15 protein-coding genes are annotated in these 15,143 nt (G+C 47.6%); 8 read left to right on the top strand and 7 right to left on the bottom strand.

The window, feature by feature from the left end; genetic code table 11:
• Window positions 1-143 precede the first annotated feature (143 nt).
• On the bottom strand, window positions 144-1,412 hold the full coding sequence (locus DF182_RS02835; protein WP_113614167.1) for an aspartate kinase: 1,269 nt from the start codon (window positions 1,410-1,412) through the stop codon (window positions 144-146).
• Window positions 1,413-1,556: 144 nt separating this feature from the next.
• Here DF182_RS02835 and fbp point away from each other — a divergent pair, with 144 nt between their 5' ends.
• From fbp to DF182_RS02810, 5 genes are all read left to right on the top strand, one after another.
• Window positions 1,557-2,567 (top strand): class 1 fructose-bisphosphatase, encoded by a 1,011-nt coding sequence (gene fbp, locus DF182_RS02830; RefSeq protein ID WP_113614166.1) that lies wholly within the window; start codon window positions 1,557-1,559, stop codon window positions 2,565-2,567.
• A 166-nt stretch (window positions 2,568-2,733) separates the two neighbouring features.
• Complete coding sequence (locus DF182_RS02825; protein ID WP_113614165.1) at window positions 2,734-3,225, top strand: CAP domain-containing protein; 492 nt, start codon at window positions 2,734-2,736, stop codon at window positions 3,223-3,225.
• Between the two features lie 166 nt (window positions 3,226-3,391).
• Window positions 3,392-4,156 (top strand): ABC transporter ATP-binding protein, encoded by a 765-nt coding sequence (locus tag DF182_RS02820; protein ID WP_113614164.1) that lies wholly within the window; start codon window positions 3,392-3,394, stop codon window positions 4,154-4,156.
• A 13-nt stretch (window positions 4,157-4,169) separates the two neighbouring features.
• Window positions 4,170-4,697, top strand: coding sequence for a YfiT family bacillithiol transferase (locus DF182_RS02815; RefSeq protein WP_113614163.1), 528 nt, complete (start codon window positions 4,170-4,172; stop codon window positions 4,695-4,697).
• 9 nt (window positions 4,698-4,706) lie between these two features.
• Window positions 4,707-5,264, top strand: coding sequence for an NUDIX hydrolase (locus DF182_RS02810; RefSeq protein WP_245957359.1), 558 nt, complete (start codon window positions 4,707-4,709; stop codon window positions 5,262-5,264).
• Here DF182_RS02810 and DF182_RS02805 read toward each other — a convergent pair whose 3' ends face one another.
• From DF182_RS02805 to DF182_RS02795, 3 genes are all read right to left on the bottom strand, one after another.
• Window positions 5,265-6,554 (bottom strand): bifunctional folylpolyglutamate synthase/dihydrofolate synthase, encoded by a 1,290-nt coding sequence (locus DF182_RS02805; protein WP_113614161.1) that lies wholly within the window; start codon window positions 6,552-6,554, stop codon window positions 5,265-5,267.
• A 9-nt stretch (window positions 6,555-6,563) separates the two neighbouring features.
• The gene (locus DF182_RS02800; protein ID WP_113614160.1) at window positions 6,564-7,994 is read right to left on the bottom strand and encodes a DUF5723 family protein; all 1,431 of its coding nucleotides are present in this window, start codon (window positions 7,992-7,994) and stop codon (window positions 6,564-6,566) included.
• 164 nt (window positions 7,995-8,158) lie between these two features.
• Window positions 8,159-9,049, bottom strand: coding sequence for a hypothetical protein (locus DF182_RS02795; RefSeq protein WP_113614159.1), 891 nt, complete (start codon window positions 9,047-9,049; stop codon window positions 8,159-8,161).
• A gap of 140 nt (window positions 9,050-9,189) precedes the next feature.
• Here DF182_RS02795 and DF182_RS02790 point away from each other — a divergent pair, with 140 nt between their 5' ends.
• Both DF182_RS02790 and DF182_RS02785 read left to right on the top strand, forming a co-directional pair.
• Window positions 9,190-10,419, top strand: coding sequence for an MDR family MFS transporter (locus DF182_RS02790; protein WP_113614158.1), 1,230 nt, complete (start codon window positions 9,190-9,192; stop codon window positions 10,417-10,419).
• 68 nt (window positions 10,420-10,487) lie between these two features.
• Window positions 10,488-11,417 (top strand): AraC family transcriptional regulator, encoded by a 930-nt coding sequence (locus tag DF182_RS02785; RefSeq protein ID WP_113614157.1) that lies wholly within the window; start codon window positions 10,488-10,490, stop codon window positions 11,415-11,417.
• Between the two features lie 2 nt (window positions 11,418-11,419).
• Here the strand turns inward: DF182_RS02785 and DF182_RS02780 are convergent, their stop codons facing one another.
• The 3 genes from DF182_RS02780 to DF182_RS02770 form a co-directional block, all read right to left on the bottom strand.
• Window positions 11,420-12,715, bottom strand: coding sequence for a radical SAM protein (locus DF182_RS02780; protein ID WP_113614156.1), 1,296 nt, complete (start codon window positions 12,713-12,715; stop codon window positions 11,420-11,422).
• A 64-nt stretch (window positions 12,716-12,779) separates the two neighbouring features.
• A complete protein-coding gene (locus DF182_RS02775; RefSeq protein WP_113614155.1) occupies window positions 12,780-13,367 on the bottom strand; it encodes a hypothetical protein in 588 nt (195 codons plus the stop codon).
• A 4-nt stretch (window positions 13,368-13,371) separates the two neighbouring features.
• Entirely contained in the window at window positions 13,372-14,415 is a 1,044-nt protein-coding gene (locus tag DF182_RS02770) for an agmatinase family protein (protein WP_113614154.1), read from the bottom strand.
• Between the two features lie 236 nt (window positions 14,416-14,651).
• Here DF182_RS02770 and DF182_RS02765 point away from each other — a divergent pair, with 236 nt between their 5' ends.
• Window positions 14,652-15,050: a cytochrome c maturation protein CcmE domain-containing protein gene (locus tag DF182_RS02765; protein WP_113614153.1), complete on the top strand. Its 399-nt coding sequence runs from the start codon at window positions 14,652-14,654 to the stop codon at window positions 15,048-15,050.
• Window positions 15,051-15,143: the final 93 nt, after the last annotated feature.

The following is a 15,143-nucleotide window of genomic DNA, read 5'->3' as shown; positions in this document are numbered from 1 at the left end:
TAAGGATGTCTTTAATTAAAAGCAGGAGATTGGTATGGTTGTCTGAATACGGGGATAAACGGTAGCGGCACGATGATTTTCAAAAAAAATCAGGGGAGCAAACTATTATTGCACCCCTGATTTATTACAAGATAAATATACGCTTATTTCTTCAGCAGTCGCTGTACTGTCACTCTGGAACGTTGTTCCAGCAATACCGTATGATGGTTGCTCAGTTCTTCCAGCAGTCCGTCCTGGTAATACCGTACGGTAAGCAGCTCAAGGCCTTCATTATAGGCGATTTTAAATCCGCTGTGAAGGGCTTTGATCAGCAGCTCTATCTTTTCCGGGTTATGGTCTATACAGCAGGAAAAACTGATGGCGCCGTTCTGCATCAGATTGATTTTCACTTTTAAACGGTGAAAGGTTTCATAGATATCGCTGATCTTGTCTTCTGTGATAAAAGCATAGTCTTTAGATGTGATAGTCAGCAATACCTGGTTTCGTTTCAGCACAATAATAGGGGGCAACTGCCTGGTGTCTGCCTGTTCTTTGATGATGGTGCCAGGCAGGTTTTTATCAAAGAAACATTTTACCAGCAGCGGTATCTGTTTGTTCTGTAAAGGTTTGATGGTTTTAGGGTGGATCACCTGTGCACCATAGTAGGCCATTTCGATCACTTCCCCGTAACTGATCTCAGGAATATTGATAGTGTTGGGGAAAAGTTTGGGGTCAGCATTTTTGAGGCCTTCCACGTCTTTCCAGATAGTCTGGCTTTCAGCATCGAGCATATTGGCAAATACAGCGGCGGAATAGTCACTGCCTTCCCTGCCCAGCGTCACGCTTTCGTTCTGGTCGGTACTTCCGATAAAGCCCTGAGCGATCACGATACTGGTTTCGTTGAAAAGCGGAGCCACTTTATCGGTCACCTGTTTCTGGGTATAGGCCCAGTCAATATTGGCATCCCTGAAGTTATCATCGGTACGGAAGATATCTCTGACATCGAGCCAGGTGTTATGAAGGCCTACGGTGTTAAAGAATGCGCTCACAATAGCAGTGCTGAGGAGTTCTCCCATGCCTACCAGCTGATCGTAGTAGTAGTCATAGGAACGTACGGGTTTTTCACCCAGGGTCCATTCGGCTTCTGTAAAGAATTGTTGCAACTGCTGAAAAAGAGGATGCTGGCGGGTACCCAGCAGGGCTTCTGCCACCTGTATATGATGTTGCTCCACATTATACAGCAACTGGGCCGATATTTCCCTTTTGCGCATGTAAAAGTTCTGGGCCACCTTTTCCAGTTCATTGGTGGTTTTGCCCATCGCGGAAATAACGATCAGGAGTTTGTCGTCCGGAAACGACTGAACTATTTGTGCTACCTGCTTAATGCGTTCAACACTTTCTAAACTTGCGCCGCCAAACTTGAAAACCTTCATATGATAGTTTATCTTCTTTTAAAAAATTATTTGGCAAAGTAAGGCAAGTTTAGAATTGTTTTAAAATCTGTTTACACATAAATGACATTTCCATTAAAATAATCCCATTTCCTGTAATTTCGTCCAGGAAAACTGCAATACGTTATGAATCACAAGCAAAAAGTAATGACCCTGGATGAGTTTACCATCCAGGAGTTGCGTAATTATCCGGGGGCAACTGGACAGTTGTCAGGTTTGCTGCGGGACATCGGGCTGGCAGCAAAGCGGGTGAACGTAGAGGTAAACAAAGCCGGTATCGCCGATATCCTGGGGGAAGCTGGTAAAACCAATGTACAGGGCGAATCCGTGAAAAAGCTGGATGAATTTGCCAATGAACAGTTTATCAACTCTTTGCGCGGTAGCATCTATTGCTGCGGAGTGGCCTCTGAAGAAGAAGAACATTTTATCGCTTTCACCGACGAATACTCTAAGAAATCAAAATACGTGGTGTTGCTTGATCCTTTGGACGGTTCCAGCAATATTGATGTGAATGTGTCCATCGGAACTATCTTCTCCGTATACCGCCGCCTGTCGCCGGAAGGAGAGGAGTGTAATCTGGAAGACTTCCTGCAGCCAGGTACCCAGCAGATCGCTGCCGGATATATCATCTATGGATCATCCACTATGATGGTATACGCCACCCGCCGCAGTGTGCAGGGCTTTACGCTCGACCCTTCCATCGGGGAGTTCTGCCTGTCACATCCCAATCTGAAATGCCCGCCGGAAAGTGATATTTTCTCCGTTAACGTTGGATACTACCATCTGTACGAAGAGAAAGTCCGCCATTCCATCGATCATTTTATGGCTAAAAATGAAAATGATCGTATCTACCGCCATCGTTTTGTTGGCTGTATGGTGGCGGAAATTCACCGTACACTGATACAAGGTGGTATCTTCATGTACCCTGCCTTCGGCAAATACATCTCTGGCCGCCTCCGGCTTTGCTACGAATGTAACCCGATGTCTTTTCTCATGGAGAAAGCTGGCGGTATAGCGATGGCTAACGGTCGTCAACGCTTGCTGGAACTGAAACCAGCTCAACTGCATCAGCGTGTACCTATCTTTATCGGGTCAAAAAATATGATGGAAACCTGGAAAGATATCATGAATAAATAACAACGGAATTTCTTTTATTAATTGCACCTTAACGAAGACCTGAACGTACAATAGCAACGCTCAGGTCTTCGTTTTTTTATTGAAGCAGAAAAAAAAATTCAGCTTTGATTTTTTGGTACAACACTTGCTAGAAGCGAACTATAATCATTATTAACCATCAATTTCTATGTCGATTTTGAAAAGCCGCAGTATCCTTGTATTACTGCTTGCCCTGTTTGCCGCATTCCAGGTAAGCGCGTGTTCACGTGCAGCCAGCCGCGCAGACAGCACCACATCAGGAGGAGGAAGCCTTGAAGAAGAGATCCTCTATTACACCAACAAATTCCGCCAATCCAAAGGACTGAAACCGCTGCAGCTCGATGAAACCATCAGCCAGCAGGCTCGCCGCCATAGCCGCGACATGGCTAATGGCAGCACCGGCTTCGGTCACGAAGGCTTCGAGGAACGCGTGGCCAATGTCTCCAAAAAAATGGGCCGCGTAGGAGCTGCCGCTGAAAACGTTGCCTATGGCACCCTCGACGCGGAAGCCGTAGTAGACGGCTGGATCAAAAGCCCCGGCCATCGACGCAACATGCTCGGTGACTATAACCTCATCGGTATAGGCACAGCCGGCAAAGGCAGAATTACCTTCTTTACCCAGGTGTTTATTAAACACTAACGAAAGCAAACTGTCAACAACGTACTTACGGAGTTGTTCGTAGAACGAAGCGAAAATCAAATTGTAACATATAAATATTTTGTTTTTATGTTAATGTTCGCTCTGCTCTCCGGGCAACTCCGTAATTCGTAAGGCATAATTCGTAATTCTTCTTTAATTTGGCAGCATGGAAAAGAACAAGATCATTGAGGTGAAGAACCTGGTGAAAAAATACGGGGAATTCACCGCTGTAAAGGGTATTAGCTTTGAAGTATATGAACATGAGATCTTCGGCCTGTTAGGGCCTAACGGCGCCGGAAAATCCACTACCCTTGAGATCATTGAAACACTCCGCGAGAAAACAGAAGGCAAAGTGACCGTAGGCGGATTCGACCTGGATACTGCTCCCAACAATATCAAAAAAATCATCGGTGTACAACTGCAAAGCTCCGGTTATTACCCCGGACTTAACCTGGTAGAGCTGATTGAAATGTTTGGCGGCCTGTACAACCAGCCTGTAGAACCGATGGAACTGCTGCGACTCTTTAACCTGGAAGATAAAGCCAGATCCAAATACAAAGAGCTCTCCGGCGGACAGAAACAACGTTTCTCTATCGCCACCACCCTGATTAATAAACCCAGGATCATCTTCCTGGATGAACCTACCACCGGCCTCGACCCGCAGGCAAGACGCAACCTCTGGGACCTGATCCTGCAGGTAAGGGCTCAGGGCACCACCGTCGTTATTACCACCCACTACATGGACGAAGCTGAGTTCCTCTGCGACCGCTGCGCCATCGTAGACAGCGGTCAGGTCATCGCTATCGACTCACCTGATGCGCTCATCGACAACCTGGTGTCCAAAGGGTTTGAACGCAGTAAAGAAGTGAAGAAGGCCAATCTCGAAGATGTATTCATCCATCTTACCGGGAAAGACCTTCGAGAGTCTTAATAAAACCCCGCTTATGGAAGCATTACAATATCCTATCGGTCGATTTGAACCGCTCCCGGATTACAGCCCCGCCATGCTGCGGGAACATATCTATGATATACGCGACCTGCCTACCCTCGTGGAAATGGCGGTGCAGAATCTGGACGAGTTTCAGCTGCAAAAGCCATACAGGCCCGGTGGATGGAATATCACACAGGTAGTGCACCATCTGGCAGACAGCCATATCAATGGTATCATCCGCATGAAAATGGCGCTGACAGAAGAAAAACCTATTATTAAACCGTACGACGAAACAGCCTGGGCTGAGCTGGAAGATGTGAAAAATACACCCATCAACGTATCGATCACCCTCCTGCATGCCCTGCACACCCGTTGGGCCAACCTGATGGAACGTCTGACTCCCGAACAATGGGAACGTACTTTTATTCACCCGGAACATGGCCGGCGCTTTAACCTGAAAACACAGGCTGCCAACTACGCATGGCACGGAAAGCATCACCTGGGCCATATCCAGGGACTGAAAGAACGCATGAACTGGTAAAGTATTATTATGAATATGGATTGGACACTGTTGTCATCTGAATATCTCTTCAGAGACAACTGGTTAACCGCGCGTAAAGACAGATGCCTGACCCCGCAGGGGAATATTGTAGAGCCTTATTACGTACTGGAATATAGCGATTGGGTAAACGCCGTGGCCCTCACGGAAGATAACCAGGTGATTATGATCCGTCAATACCGTCAGGGCGTTGGCAGAACATTACTCGAAATCCCCGGCGGTACCATGGATAAAACAGACCCCTCTCCGGAGTTTGCCATGGAACGTGAACTACTGGAAGAAACCGGCTACGCTTTCAAAGAGTTAATACCAATGGGTAAAGTTGCTGCCAATACAGCTTCCAGCAATAACTATACACACATGTTCCTCGCCACCGGTGGCCGTAAGGTGAAAGAACAGGACCTGGATGATAATGAAGAAATAGAAGTGGTATTGATGTCCATTCCCGAAGTGCAGCAACTGCTTATGGATAATAAAATCATCCACAGCCTGCATGTTACCGGCCTTTGTTACGCCTTGCTGCACCTGGGAAAAATGGAAATGAAGTAATTACATCGCTTCTGCTACAATAAAGAAACTGCCGCAAACCAGTATCATGTCTTCCGGTTTGGCATGTTGCCGTGCGGCCTGCAGTGCAGCCTGTACCGATTCGTAGGCACGGCCCTGCAGTCCTTTAGCCATGGCCAGTTGGGCTAGTTCCACTTCGTCCATGGCACGCGGTATCTGTGCGCGGCAGAAATAATAGGTAGCCGTATCTGGAAATAACGGCAATACGCTTTCCACCTCTTTATCCTTCACAAAGCCAGTCACAATATGCAGCCGCTGGTAGTTGACATGTTCCAGCTGCTGCACTACTTCCCGGATGCCGGCTTCATTATGACCTACGTCCATCACGGTCAGCGGATGCTCATTCACCACTTCCCAGCGTCCCCGCAGTCCGGTAAGTTTACGTACATGGGATAATGCTGCACTGATATGCTCCCAGGTGATATGCCAGCCCTGTTGTTGTAATAGTTTAACGGCAGACAACACACCCATCACATTTTTTTCCTGGTATTGCCCGCTCAGGTCCAGCCGTACATCATACATTTTTCCCTGTCGTGTATCCAGCAGCGTTAGTTCCAGATGATTGCTGACAATAGCGCTGCCGTCCACCATCCATTCCTGGTCGGCAAAGTGCAGTGGTGCGCCCATTTCAGCGGCTTTGTCCCTGAACACATAGGCGATCTCGGGCTGTGTTTCACTGATCACTACAGGCACACCGGCTTTGATAATGCCGGCTTTTTCAGAAGCAATAAGGGGCAGTGTATCGCCCAGGATATGTTTATGATCGAAACTGATATTGGTGATGAGAGACAGTTCCGGCGTGATTACATTGGTGCTGTCCAGCCGGCCGCCAAGGCCTACCTCAACGATGGCAATGTCTACCTGTTCCTGAGAAAAGTAGTTGAACGCCATCGCTACAGTCAGCTCAAAAAAGGATGGAGAGATGCTTTCTATATAAGGCCGCATCTTATTGGTGAAGTCCACCACAAAATCTTCGGGCGCTACCTGTCCGTTGATGCGGATACGTTCCCGGAAGTCGAGCAGGTGGGGGGAGGTGTAAAGGCCCGTTTTATAGCCCGCCTGCTGCAGGATGGCCGCCAGCATATGGCTCGTAGAGCCTTTGCCGTTAGTGCCGGCTACATGTATGGTTTTGAAGGTATGCTGAGGATTGTTAAGCTGATCTAATAAGGCAATAGTATTATGCAGGTCTGTTTTATACGCGCTGGCACCCACTCTGGTAAACATGGGCAGCCGGCCGTAGAGATATTCCAGTGCTTCGTTATATGCGTTCATAAGGGTAAATTAAAAATTTACCGGGCAGCCCAACTCTTTTTTATCGCCATTGCGACGTCCCAGCATGCCCGGATTCAGCCGCAAAGCTACGAAAGCGTCCGCATGGTTGATGCGGCTTTGAAAAAGCGTGGTAAAAAGACTGTAAGAGCCCAGTACCAACGGTCCGAAACGTACGGCAGCCCCTACATCTGCCTGTCCGTTATGGTTGATTACAAACGGCATATAGGCCCCGAACCGCTCTGTTTCATACCGCGGTGTTATTAACAACTGGGTCAACGCATATGTTTTGTAAAAATTCCTGTTTCCTGCATTCAGGGCAATGACTGCATTGGCACTGACAAAAAAACGGCTGTCAATATTGTAATCCCCCATCAGGTTCAGCGCGGCAGGCAGAGACATATGGAAGGTACTGTCGCTGGCCATAGGCGTGAAATACCGGTTGAGCCGGGTGGAATATTGTTTCAAACTTTCTTTGTCACGATAGGTAATCTGCCTGGGATCGAGGTTGTCTTTTACCAGGCTAAGGTCTGTATTATTGGCACTTTTGACATATTTAATCCTGCCGATATCGGTGATGGAAACACCCAGGCGGAATTTATAGTCATCTGCGTCGGTGCCTTCGCGTTTGCCCCAACCGCCATTGTCCGGACGGTATTCATAGATAACGCCAAGATCAAGACCTATACCGTTGTTTTGAAAGAGCTGTATATTACTGAGGTCCGGCTTTTTCCAGTGGTCCAGCTCCTGGCTATAACCATAACGGAGCGTACCGCTGGTAATATCTGCATTGCGTTTGGTGTTAAGCACAAAGTTGGTGTTTGCCACCTGCGAGTAACCAGCTGCCACACCACTGAGTAGTTTTACGGTGATACCGGCTTTCCAGCGGCTGGTATAACCTTCTTTAATAACCCGGGCATAACTGAAGCCCAGTTCATTCCAGACATGCATGCTGGCAGCAGCTTTTTCTATGGTAAGGCTTTTGCCGCGGTATTGCAGATTGGGAAAGTCACTGAAGAAGTTAGCCAGCGGAGTAGGCAGGTTGCCGGCACTTCCGCTGCTGCGCATACGCCACACAAAGGAGACCGATTGTTTTTCATCAATAGCATATAACACAGAAGGCAGTACGATTTCCGCCATCATCCAGCCGTTCTGTTTGCGCTGGGCGGTGGTGTCCAGAAAATAATCCTGGTTAGGCTTCCAGTTCTTGGGTATGTGAGTGAGTGTGGACTTGGGCACACGGGCGTAGGTGTTGCCCGCCTTTACATCAGCCCCGATAATATTGACATCCCATTTATAACGGTAGCCTGCAGCACTGGCGGGGTTGCTGAGAACACCGTGAATGCCGGCATAAGTGCTGACGTTATAACCGGGAAAAGTTTGTGCTATCGCGGCACCTGCCAGCAATAACAAGAAGATAGTGTTTAATAGGATACGATACATGCTGACAATCAACGTTGGCTTTAAATAGACAGGTTTCTCATGACTACAGTTTTCCGTGACACACGGAAAAGTGATGAAACATGCGGTGAACAGTTGTTGGTATCATCTTCACGGCATCTCTCACGCACTAATCCGGGATCAGGAAAATCTGCTATATGGTTTTTTTATTCTGCTTTGAAATAAAAACGGATAGTTCCGAACTGCACTTCAGGTGCGTCCGGGTTGGCATTATATTTTAACTGACCATTCAAAGCTGCTTTCCGCGCAATGTCTATCAGTTGTGGATTGCTGAGGGTAGAACCTTTCATGCTGAAAGTGGCTGCTATCACGTTCCCCCGCTGGTCTACCTTTATATTGATGGCTACATAGCCGGATTCTGTTCCGTCGTAGGTAACGCTAGGTCTGCCGATAAGGTTTCTTCCGTTCAGGTGAAAGTCGGAACGGCCCCCACCAAGTCCGCCGCCCGTATATCCTTTAGCGTTAGGATCACCATTGATCTGGCCACGGTCGCCGGGTTTACCGGTATTTCCTTCACCGGTGGAATTGTTGGAGCCCTGCGCGCCATTACCACTGTTGGCATTGGTGCTGCTACCGCCAGCATATACCGCTTTGGGTTTGGGTGCTGGTGGGGCAGGGGTAGGCGGATGTTCTGCCGCCGGTTTTTTTACCGGTTTGGCAGGTACTGGCGCTGGTTTTTTAGGAAGCTCTTTAGGCTTTACCACAGGCTTCTCAGGTTTTTTAATCTCCGGCGCTTCTTCATCGTCCTGTGTGGCTACTTCCTGGTGTTCACTATTATCTTTTTCAGTGGCAGCGGCTTCATTTTCTGCAGGCGCAGGGGTAGATGCATCTGCACTGGGAGGATTTGGGTTAAGTGGTTGTACATCGCCCATTCCATCATCAGAAGTACCCAGATTCACTTCCATGCCCAGGTCCTGGTCGGGGAGTGGCGGCGGCGCTGAAAAACCGGCAAACATTAATGCTGCTAACAGCAGCGCATGTACGCCGATTGTTACTCCTAAAGCCTGAACATTTTTTTTACTGTTTTTTTCCTCCATGATAGCTGGTTAAGCGCCTGTAAGCGTCAAAGTTAATCTTTTGAATGAAAAAAAATATACATACTGAAAGCTGAATTTATCATCTTTGCAAAAACTATGCAGTTAATCCCGAAGTATGCATTTTATTTTGCGTTGTTTTTATGAATCCGCTTAAACAAACGATCCGTCTATATCAGAACGCCTACACAGGGCTTTCTCCCGCTACCTGGTGGTTATCACTGGTGCTACTGATCAATCGCAGTGGCACGATGGTGATTCCCTTTATGACAGTATACCTTACCGTAAATCTGCATTTCACGATCGCGCAGGCTGGTCTGGTGATGGCCTGTTTCGGCACCGGCGCTATTGCTGGCGCGTTGCTGGGCGGTTGGCTATCAGACCGTATAGGCTTTTACCAGGTACAGTTCTGGAGCCTGTTCTCTAACGGAATATTGTTTATTTTATTGGGACAGGTGCACACCTTTCCTCAGATATGCGCTTTTGTTTTTATCATGAGTTCTGTAGGCGATGCTTTCCGGCCGGCCAACAGTATTGCAATTGCGGCGTATAGTGCGCCGGAAAACCGTACCCGTTCGTACTCGCTTAATAGGTTGGCGGTCAACCTGGGCTGGTCTGTTGGCCCGGCCCTGGGTGGTATTCTGGCCAGTGTCAGCTACCAATTATTATTTTGGGTAGATGGTTGCACTTGTATGCTGGCTGCTGTTTTAATGCGCATCTTCCTGCCGCCGGTACCGGCACCGGCCAAACCGGAAAAAGCAGCACCCACCGGGCAGTGCGAAAAAGTATGGCAGGATGACCTGTATCTCTGGTTCCTGTTTTTCGGAATGATCAATGCGATCTGCCTGTTCCAGTTTTCCAGTATTGTACCCTTGTATTTTAAAGAAGTGATACATATGCCGGAATGGGCCATCGGACTCAATATGTCTATCAACGGACTGCTGATCGTGGCGGTGGAAATGGTGATGGTATACCGGCTGGATGGTAAGCTGCCGAACCTTGTTTTTGTAGCCAGAGGCGCAGTCATGGTTTGTGTGTCCTATTTGCTGCTAAGCCTTCTGCCTCCGATATGGGCGGTGGCCGCTATTTTTATGGTCGTGATTACTTTCGGGGAGATGTTTTGCCTTCCGTTTATGAACAGTTTCTGGATCAGCCGTAGCCAGGAACATAACAGAGGACAGTATGCGGCACTGTATACCATATCATATTCCCTTGCCAATGTTATATCCCCTACCAGTGGTGCTTTTGTGGTGCAACGCCTGGGCTTCACTTCCTGGTGGATGATCACTGCCGGCGGCTGTATATTGTCTGCTGCCGGGTTCCTGTGGCTGCAGCGTAAAAGGGTCAGAAGTAAACAATTGGTGGCAGCGTAATTGTTCAAGAGTATACAAATATTGTCCTGAAAATACTAATTTTGCCGAAAAAGGAGTAAAATTGGTAAATGAAAGTAATTCAATTTACTGTTCCGGTTGCTGAGGAAGGGTCTGTGGTAATACAGGAGGACATACTTCCTTATTTTTACAACTACCTGCACCGCCATAAGGAGGCGCAGCTGACGCTTATTATCAAAGGAGAAGGTACTTTGATTGCAGGCAGTTATACCCAGCCATTCAAAGCCGGTGACGTATACGTGATCGGCGCCAATCAGCCACATATGTTCAAGGGCGATGCCCGCTACTTTGAAAACCTCAAAGAAAAAAATATCCATGCCATCCATATCTTCTTCGACCATGAAAATACGTTGAAGGGGATGCTGGCCCTGCCGGAACTGGAATCAGTCCGTAAATTCCTGCAACAAACACGCTCCAGTTTACAGTTGCCACCTGCCTTTGAAGAGCGGACAGCGACCGAAATATTACGTTTATCCAAACTTACCGGCGCTGAAAGATTATTTGCCTTTATGTCACTGCTGACCTGGTTTTCCCGACAGGTGAAAGACTGGAAATCGTTGTCTACCGGCTTCTCGCGTCATGCCTACAGCGAGTCGGAAGGACTGCGGATGAATGATATCTACCAGTATACGCTGGAACATTATGCAGAAAATATCTCCCTGGCCAGAATTGCAGCGGTGGCACATCTTACCACCTATGCTTTCTGTAAATATTTTAAGAAACACACCCGTAAAACCTATCTCGAGTTTCTGAATGAGGTGCGTATTAATGCAGCGTGTAAAAAAATCATTAACGGTGATGCGGAGAGTATAGCCTCTGTGGCTTATGCTACGGGGTATAACAACCCCATCACGTTTAACCGGGTATTCCGTAAAGTGACGGGGATGTCACCATCTGCCTATGCGCGTCAGTACCGTTTCGGGCAGGAGAACGCGCAGAGGAGTGGTTTTATTAATGAGTGGGAAGAAGTAGCCCTCTGATACTAGTGGGCAAAATCAGCCATATAATCGCCCTTGATACGTTCCATCGGTGGGTTGAAATAACCAAACTTCACATCAGGGAATTCTTCGTGTATAGCTTCCTGTAATTGTTTGATTCCCATGCACTGACCAGGATCTGTAATGCCCAGTCGGCCCAGGTACCAGTCCGGATCAATGTTGAAGTTCCTCCACTGGATCATGTTTAATTTGGTTTCCTTTATCAGCTTGCGCAGGGCTTCATACTCTTCTTCAGTATCTGTCATGCCCGGAAACACAAAATAGTTGATGGAGCTCCAGCCATTAAATTCCCGTACTACTTTCAGGCTTTCCACGATGTCGTCAAAAGTGTAGTTATTGGGACGGTAGTAAGGCGTGTAATATTTTTCCTGGGCAGAATTCAGACTTACGCGGATGCTGTTGAGGCCAGCCTCACAGAGGGCGCGCACCGCATCCGGCTTACTGCCGTTGGTGTTGATATTAATACTGCCTTTAGGCGTGTGTTTGCGTATTTCGATAATGGATTCGCGGATCGTCTCCCACATCAGCAGGGGCTCGCCTTCACAACCTTGTCCGAAGCTTACGATAGGGAAGGGGGCTGTTTCCAGATGGGGCACGGTATATTCCACAATTTCTGCTGCCGTCGGTTTAAAACGCAGACGGTCCTGAGTAGAAACGATGCTTTCTTCTTCCGGCTGGAAGGAGATACATCCTACACAGTTGGCGTTACAGGCCGGGGAAGACGGAATAGGACATTCCCATCTGCCCATAAAATAGTTACGGGCTGCCGGGCACTCGTAAGTGAGCGCACAGTTTTCTGCCAGGTGTTGAACCAGCCTGTTGTGCGGATAGGCGGCGGTCAGCTGTTTTACACCTTGTTTTACCTGTTTGGCATCAAAGCCGGCGCATTCCTGACGGATATCGGCTTCAATACGGGTAGCTGGTACATAAAACTTACCATCGAGCCAGCCAACAGCTGTATAACAGAACAGTGGCAGGGTAGGAGCGTCTGGCATGGTTTCATAGGCTGCCAGGTAAAAACCGGTATGGGCAGGCGGGATGAAAGCCGCTACGGCCCAACCTTTATCACACAATGCCATTTCTCCGCTGGCAGCGTCAATACCGATGCCGCGGCGTCCGGGCAGTTCATACAGATTACCTCCGTCGGGCAGCTCAATCCATTCCTCGGGATCAATAGGGTATGCATCCCAGCCGCTACGGCCGGTTACGTGCATGGAGGTATCCTCAAAGATGTTGCCTTTCCCGTCAGAGAATAATATGTAAGGTGTTTGTTTTAACATGCTAAGTGCTTTTAAAGAAACATTTGGAGAAGATATAGTTGTATACCTTCTCCAGATGTCAGAATCATTTCAGTCTTTCCTGGAAAAACCGGTTCATATCTTCACGTTGTTCCGGCCCTGGCTCGTCCAGCACTTCCAGCTGGATGATCTTGTTGGATTTTAAATCCAGGGTGAACAGGTCGTTGCGTAAAATTACATTATTCAGCTCGTTCCAGCCAATGCGCCTTTCAGAGAAAGTAGTCGGCAGGATGACGCCGGTATTATCAATTCTGATGTTGGTCGGTTGGAAGATTTTGTATTCCAGCCAGCCAATATAAGCCAGGCCAAGGCCTACTATGAGCATCAGCAGTCCGGTGATCGGTAGCTGATGACCAAGAAAATACAGGCTGCCGCTCAGGCAGATGAATGCCTGTATCAGCCTGGCAATACTGTTGACTTCGCTGAACTTGCGGGAACGCTTTACCACAAAGGGAAAGGCAAGGGAGATGAATCCCATCGCCATAAAAAAGCCTACCAGCAGCCAGTTAGGCTGAGGTCCCTTATAAATGCCGATCGCATTAAACAGGTACAGGATGCCCGCCAGGCCATGCATAACCGGCAGCAAACGAAGCCTGCTGGCAGTATTCGGATGCAGGATACGTAAGCTATACATAGGCTTATGAATTAGCGCTGATCAGAAGATTGCAAAGTTTGAACAGAACACGGGCTCCTACGTTGGCATCCCAGTCATCATGAGAAGCGCTCACCTCGTTGAGATCGAAACCAATCAGCTTGCGACCGCTTTCCAGTACCCGCTTGAACAGGTAATAGATCTGTTCTGCTTCGAAACCGCCAGCTACCGGTGTACCGGTATGCGGACATAATTTCGGGTCTAGTCCGTCAATATCAAAGCTGATATATACCTGCTGAGGCAGGGCAGCTATGATGCTGTCACAGATGGATTTCCAGGTCTCACCTTCAAACTGGCGTTCTTTGATCTGTTTGTCAAAGAAGGTCACCACACGGCCATTGCTGTCATTGATATAGTCTACTTCTTCTTCGCAATAATCGCGGATACCTACCTGTACCAGCTTCTGCAGCTGTGGTACTTCGGCCAGCGCATTAAACATGATGGAGGCATGAGAATACTTAAAGCCCTCGTAGCTGTCGCGGAGGTCACAATGAGCATCTATCTGCAGGATACCAAAGTCACCCTTGTGTTCGCCGATAGCTTTGAAGAAGCCCAGCGGAGTACTGTGATCACCCCCCAGCAGACCTACCAGCTTGCCTTTTTCCAGCAGTCCTTTGGTCTGGTTGTATACCCATTCATTCATGGCCCTGGTACCGCTGTTGACATCCACCAGCGTTTTCTTCAGGAACTCATTTTCTGAGATATCTCCACCTTCGGTCAGGAACTTCAGATATAATTCTGCTTCTTTACGCAGATAATCGCTGCGCAGGAGCAGGTGTTTGTCTGGTTCCCGCATAAAAAAGCCCTGTTTCCAACCGTCTTTTACGTCTGCATCGTACAGGTCTACCTGAAAGGAAGCTCGGAAAATATGTTCCGGTCCGCGGGCTGTACCATTACTATAAGATACGGTCACTTCCCAGGGAACAGGCAATAATACCAGTTTCGCTTCTTCTTCAGAAAAAGGTAAACCAAAAATGTTGTTGGACAACAACCCAACCGAGTTAGGGTCAAATTGAGATAAATCAGCCATGATAAAATCTTACTTTTCAAAATTCCGCGCAAAGATAGGATTATGTTTACTTAAGTCTCCTTTCCCGTAAAAAGAATTGCCTTTTATATAAATTTTGTCGGAAGAAGGTCATTTTGCGTTAATTTTGCCCCGATAATTGGAAAGAGATAAATGCAGGTAGGGTAAGGAGATGGGAGAAGCTTTGCTGGTGGAGGGTTTACAGCCTGTGTCACAACAATAGGGAAGATAATTTTCATATGAAAAAAACAAATATTATTCTGCTGGTGGTAATTGCTGTTGCAATAGGAGTGATCGTGACCATGGTGGGTGACTTCAGTACCTATGAAACTTTTGCTACTGCGCGTGAAAAAGAGGGGAAAGAGTTCCATGTGATTGGCAAACTGGATACCTTGCATGCTCTGCACTATGATCCGGTAAAGGATGCCAACTTGTTCAGCTTCTATGTACACGATAAAACAGGTGAATCCCGCAAAGTCGTTTTCTACGGCGCCAAACCTACAGATTTTGAAAAAGCGGAATCCGTGGTGCTCACCGGAAAAATGCAGGGAAATGAATTCCACTGCAGCAAAATCCTCATGAAATGCCCGTCTAAGTATAAAGACGATCAGGTAGTTGTGAGCAACAAACAGCTTTAAAATTTTTCAGGATTAGATATACAGGGCTTATAGCTATTTGATTTTTTTAGAATTGAATATCTATATCAGGACATATCTAAATTCTTCAATCTA

The organism is Chitinophaga flava (assembly GCF_003308995.1).
GTDB classification, from domain to species: domain Bacteria; phylum Bacteroidota; class Bacteroidia; order Chitinophagales; family Chitinophagaceae; genus Chitinophaga; species Chitinophaga flava.
This window is presented reverse-complemented; position numbering and strand designations above follow the sequence as displayed.

Bases quoted from the DNA above. Each gene is read 5' to 3' on its own strand.
- DF182_RS02835 (WP_113614167.1), bottom strand. From the start codon at position 1,412: ATGAAGGTTTTCAAGTTTGGCGGCGCAAGTTTAGAAAGTGTTGAACGC.
- fbp (WP_113614166.1), top strand. From the start codon at position 1,557: ATGAATCACAAGCAAAAAGTAATGACCCTGGATGAGTTTACCATCCAG.
- DF182_RS02825 (WP_113614165.1), top strand. From the start codon at position 2,734: ATGTCGATTTTGAAAAGCCGCAGTATCCTTGTATTACTGCTTGCCCTG.
- DF182_RS02820 (WP_113614164.1), top strand. From the start codon at position 3,392: ATGGAAAAGAACAAGATCATTGAGGTGAAGAACCTGGTGAAAAAATAC.
- DF182_RS02815 (WP_113614163.1), top strand. From the start codon at position 4,170: ATGGAAGCATTACAATATCCTATCGGTCGATTTGAACCGCTCCCGGAT.
- DF182_RS02810 (WP_245957359.1), top strand. From the start codon at position 4,707: ATGAATATGGATTGGACACTGTTGTCATCTGAATATCTCTTCAGAGAC.
- DF182_RS02805 (WP_113614161.1), bottom strand. From the start codon at position 6,554: ATGAACGCATATAACGAAGCACTGGAATATCTCTACGGCCGGCTGCCC.
- DF182_RS02800 (WP_113614160.1), bottom strand. From the start codon at position 7,994: ATGTATCGTATCCTATTAAACACTATCTTCTTGTTATTGCTGGCAGGT.
- DF182_RS02795 (WP_113614159.1), bottom strand. From the start codon at position 9,049: ATGGAGGAAAAAAACAGTAAAAAAAATGTTCAGGCTTTAGGAGTAACA.
- DF182_RS02790 (WP_113614158.1), top strand. From the start codon at position 9,190: ATGAATCCGCTTAAACAAACGATCCGTCTATATCAGAACGCCTACACA.
- DF182_RS02785 (WP_113614157.1), top strand. From the start codon at position 10,488: ATGAAAGTAATTCAATTTACTGTTCCGGTTGCTGAGGAAGGGTCTGTG.
- DF182_RS02780 (WP_113614156.1), bottom strand. From the start codon at position 12,715: ATGTTAAAACAAACACCTTACATATTATTCTCTGACGGGAAAGGCAAC.
- DF182_RS02775 (WP_113614155.1), bottom strand. From the start codon at position 13,367: ATGTATAGCTTACGTATCCTGCATCCGAATACTGCCAGCAGGCTTCGT.
- DF182_RS02770 (WP_113614154.1), bottom strand. From the start codon at position 14,415: ATGGCTGATTTATCTCAATTTGACCCTAACTCGGTTGGGTTGTTGTCC.
- DF182_RS02765 (WP_113614153.1), top strand. From the start codon at position 14,652: ATGAAAAAAACAAATATTATTCTGCTGGTGGTAATTGCTGTTGCAATA.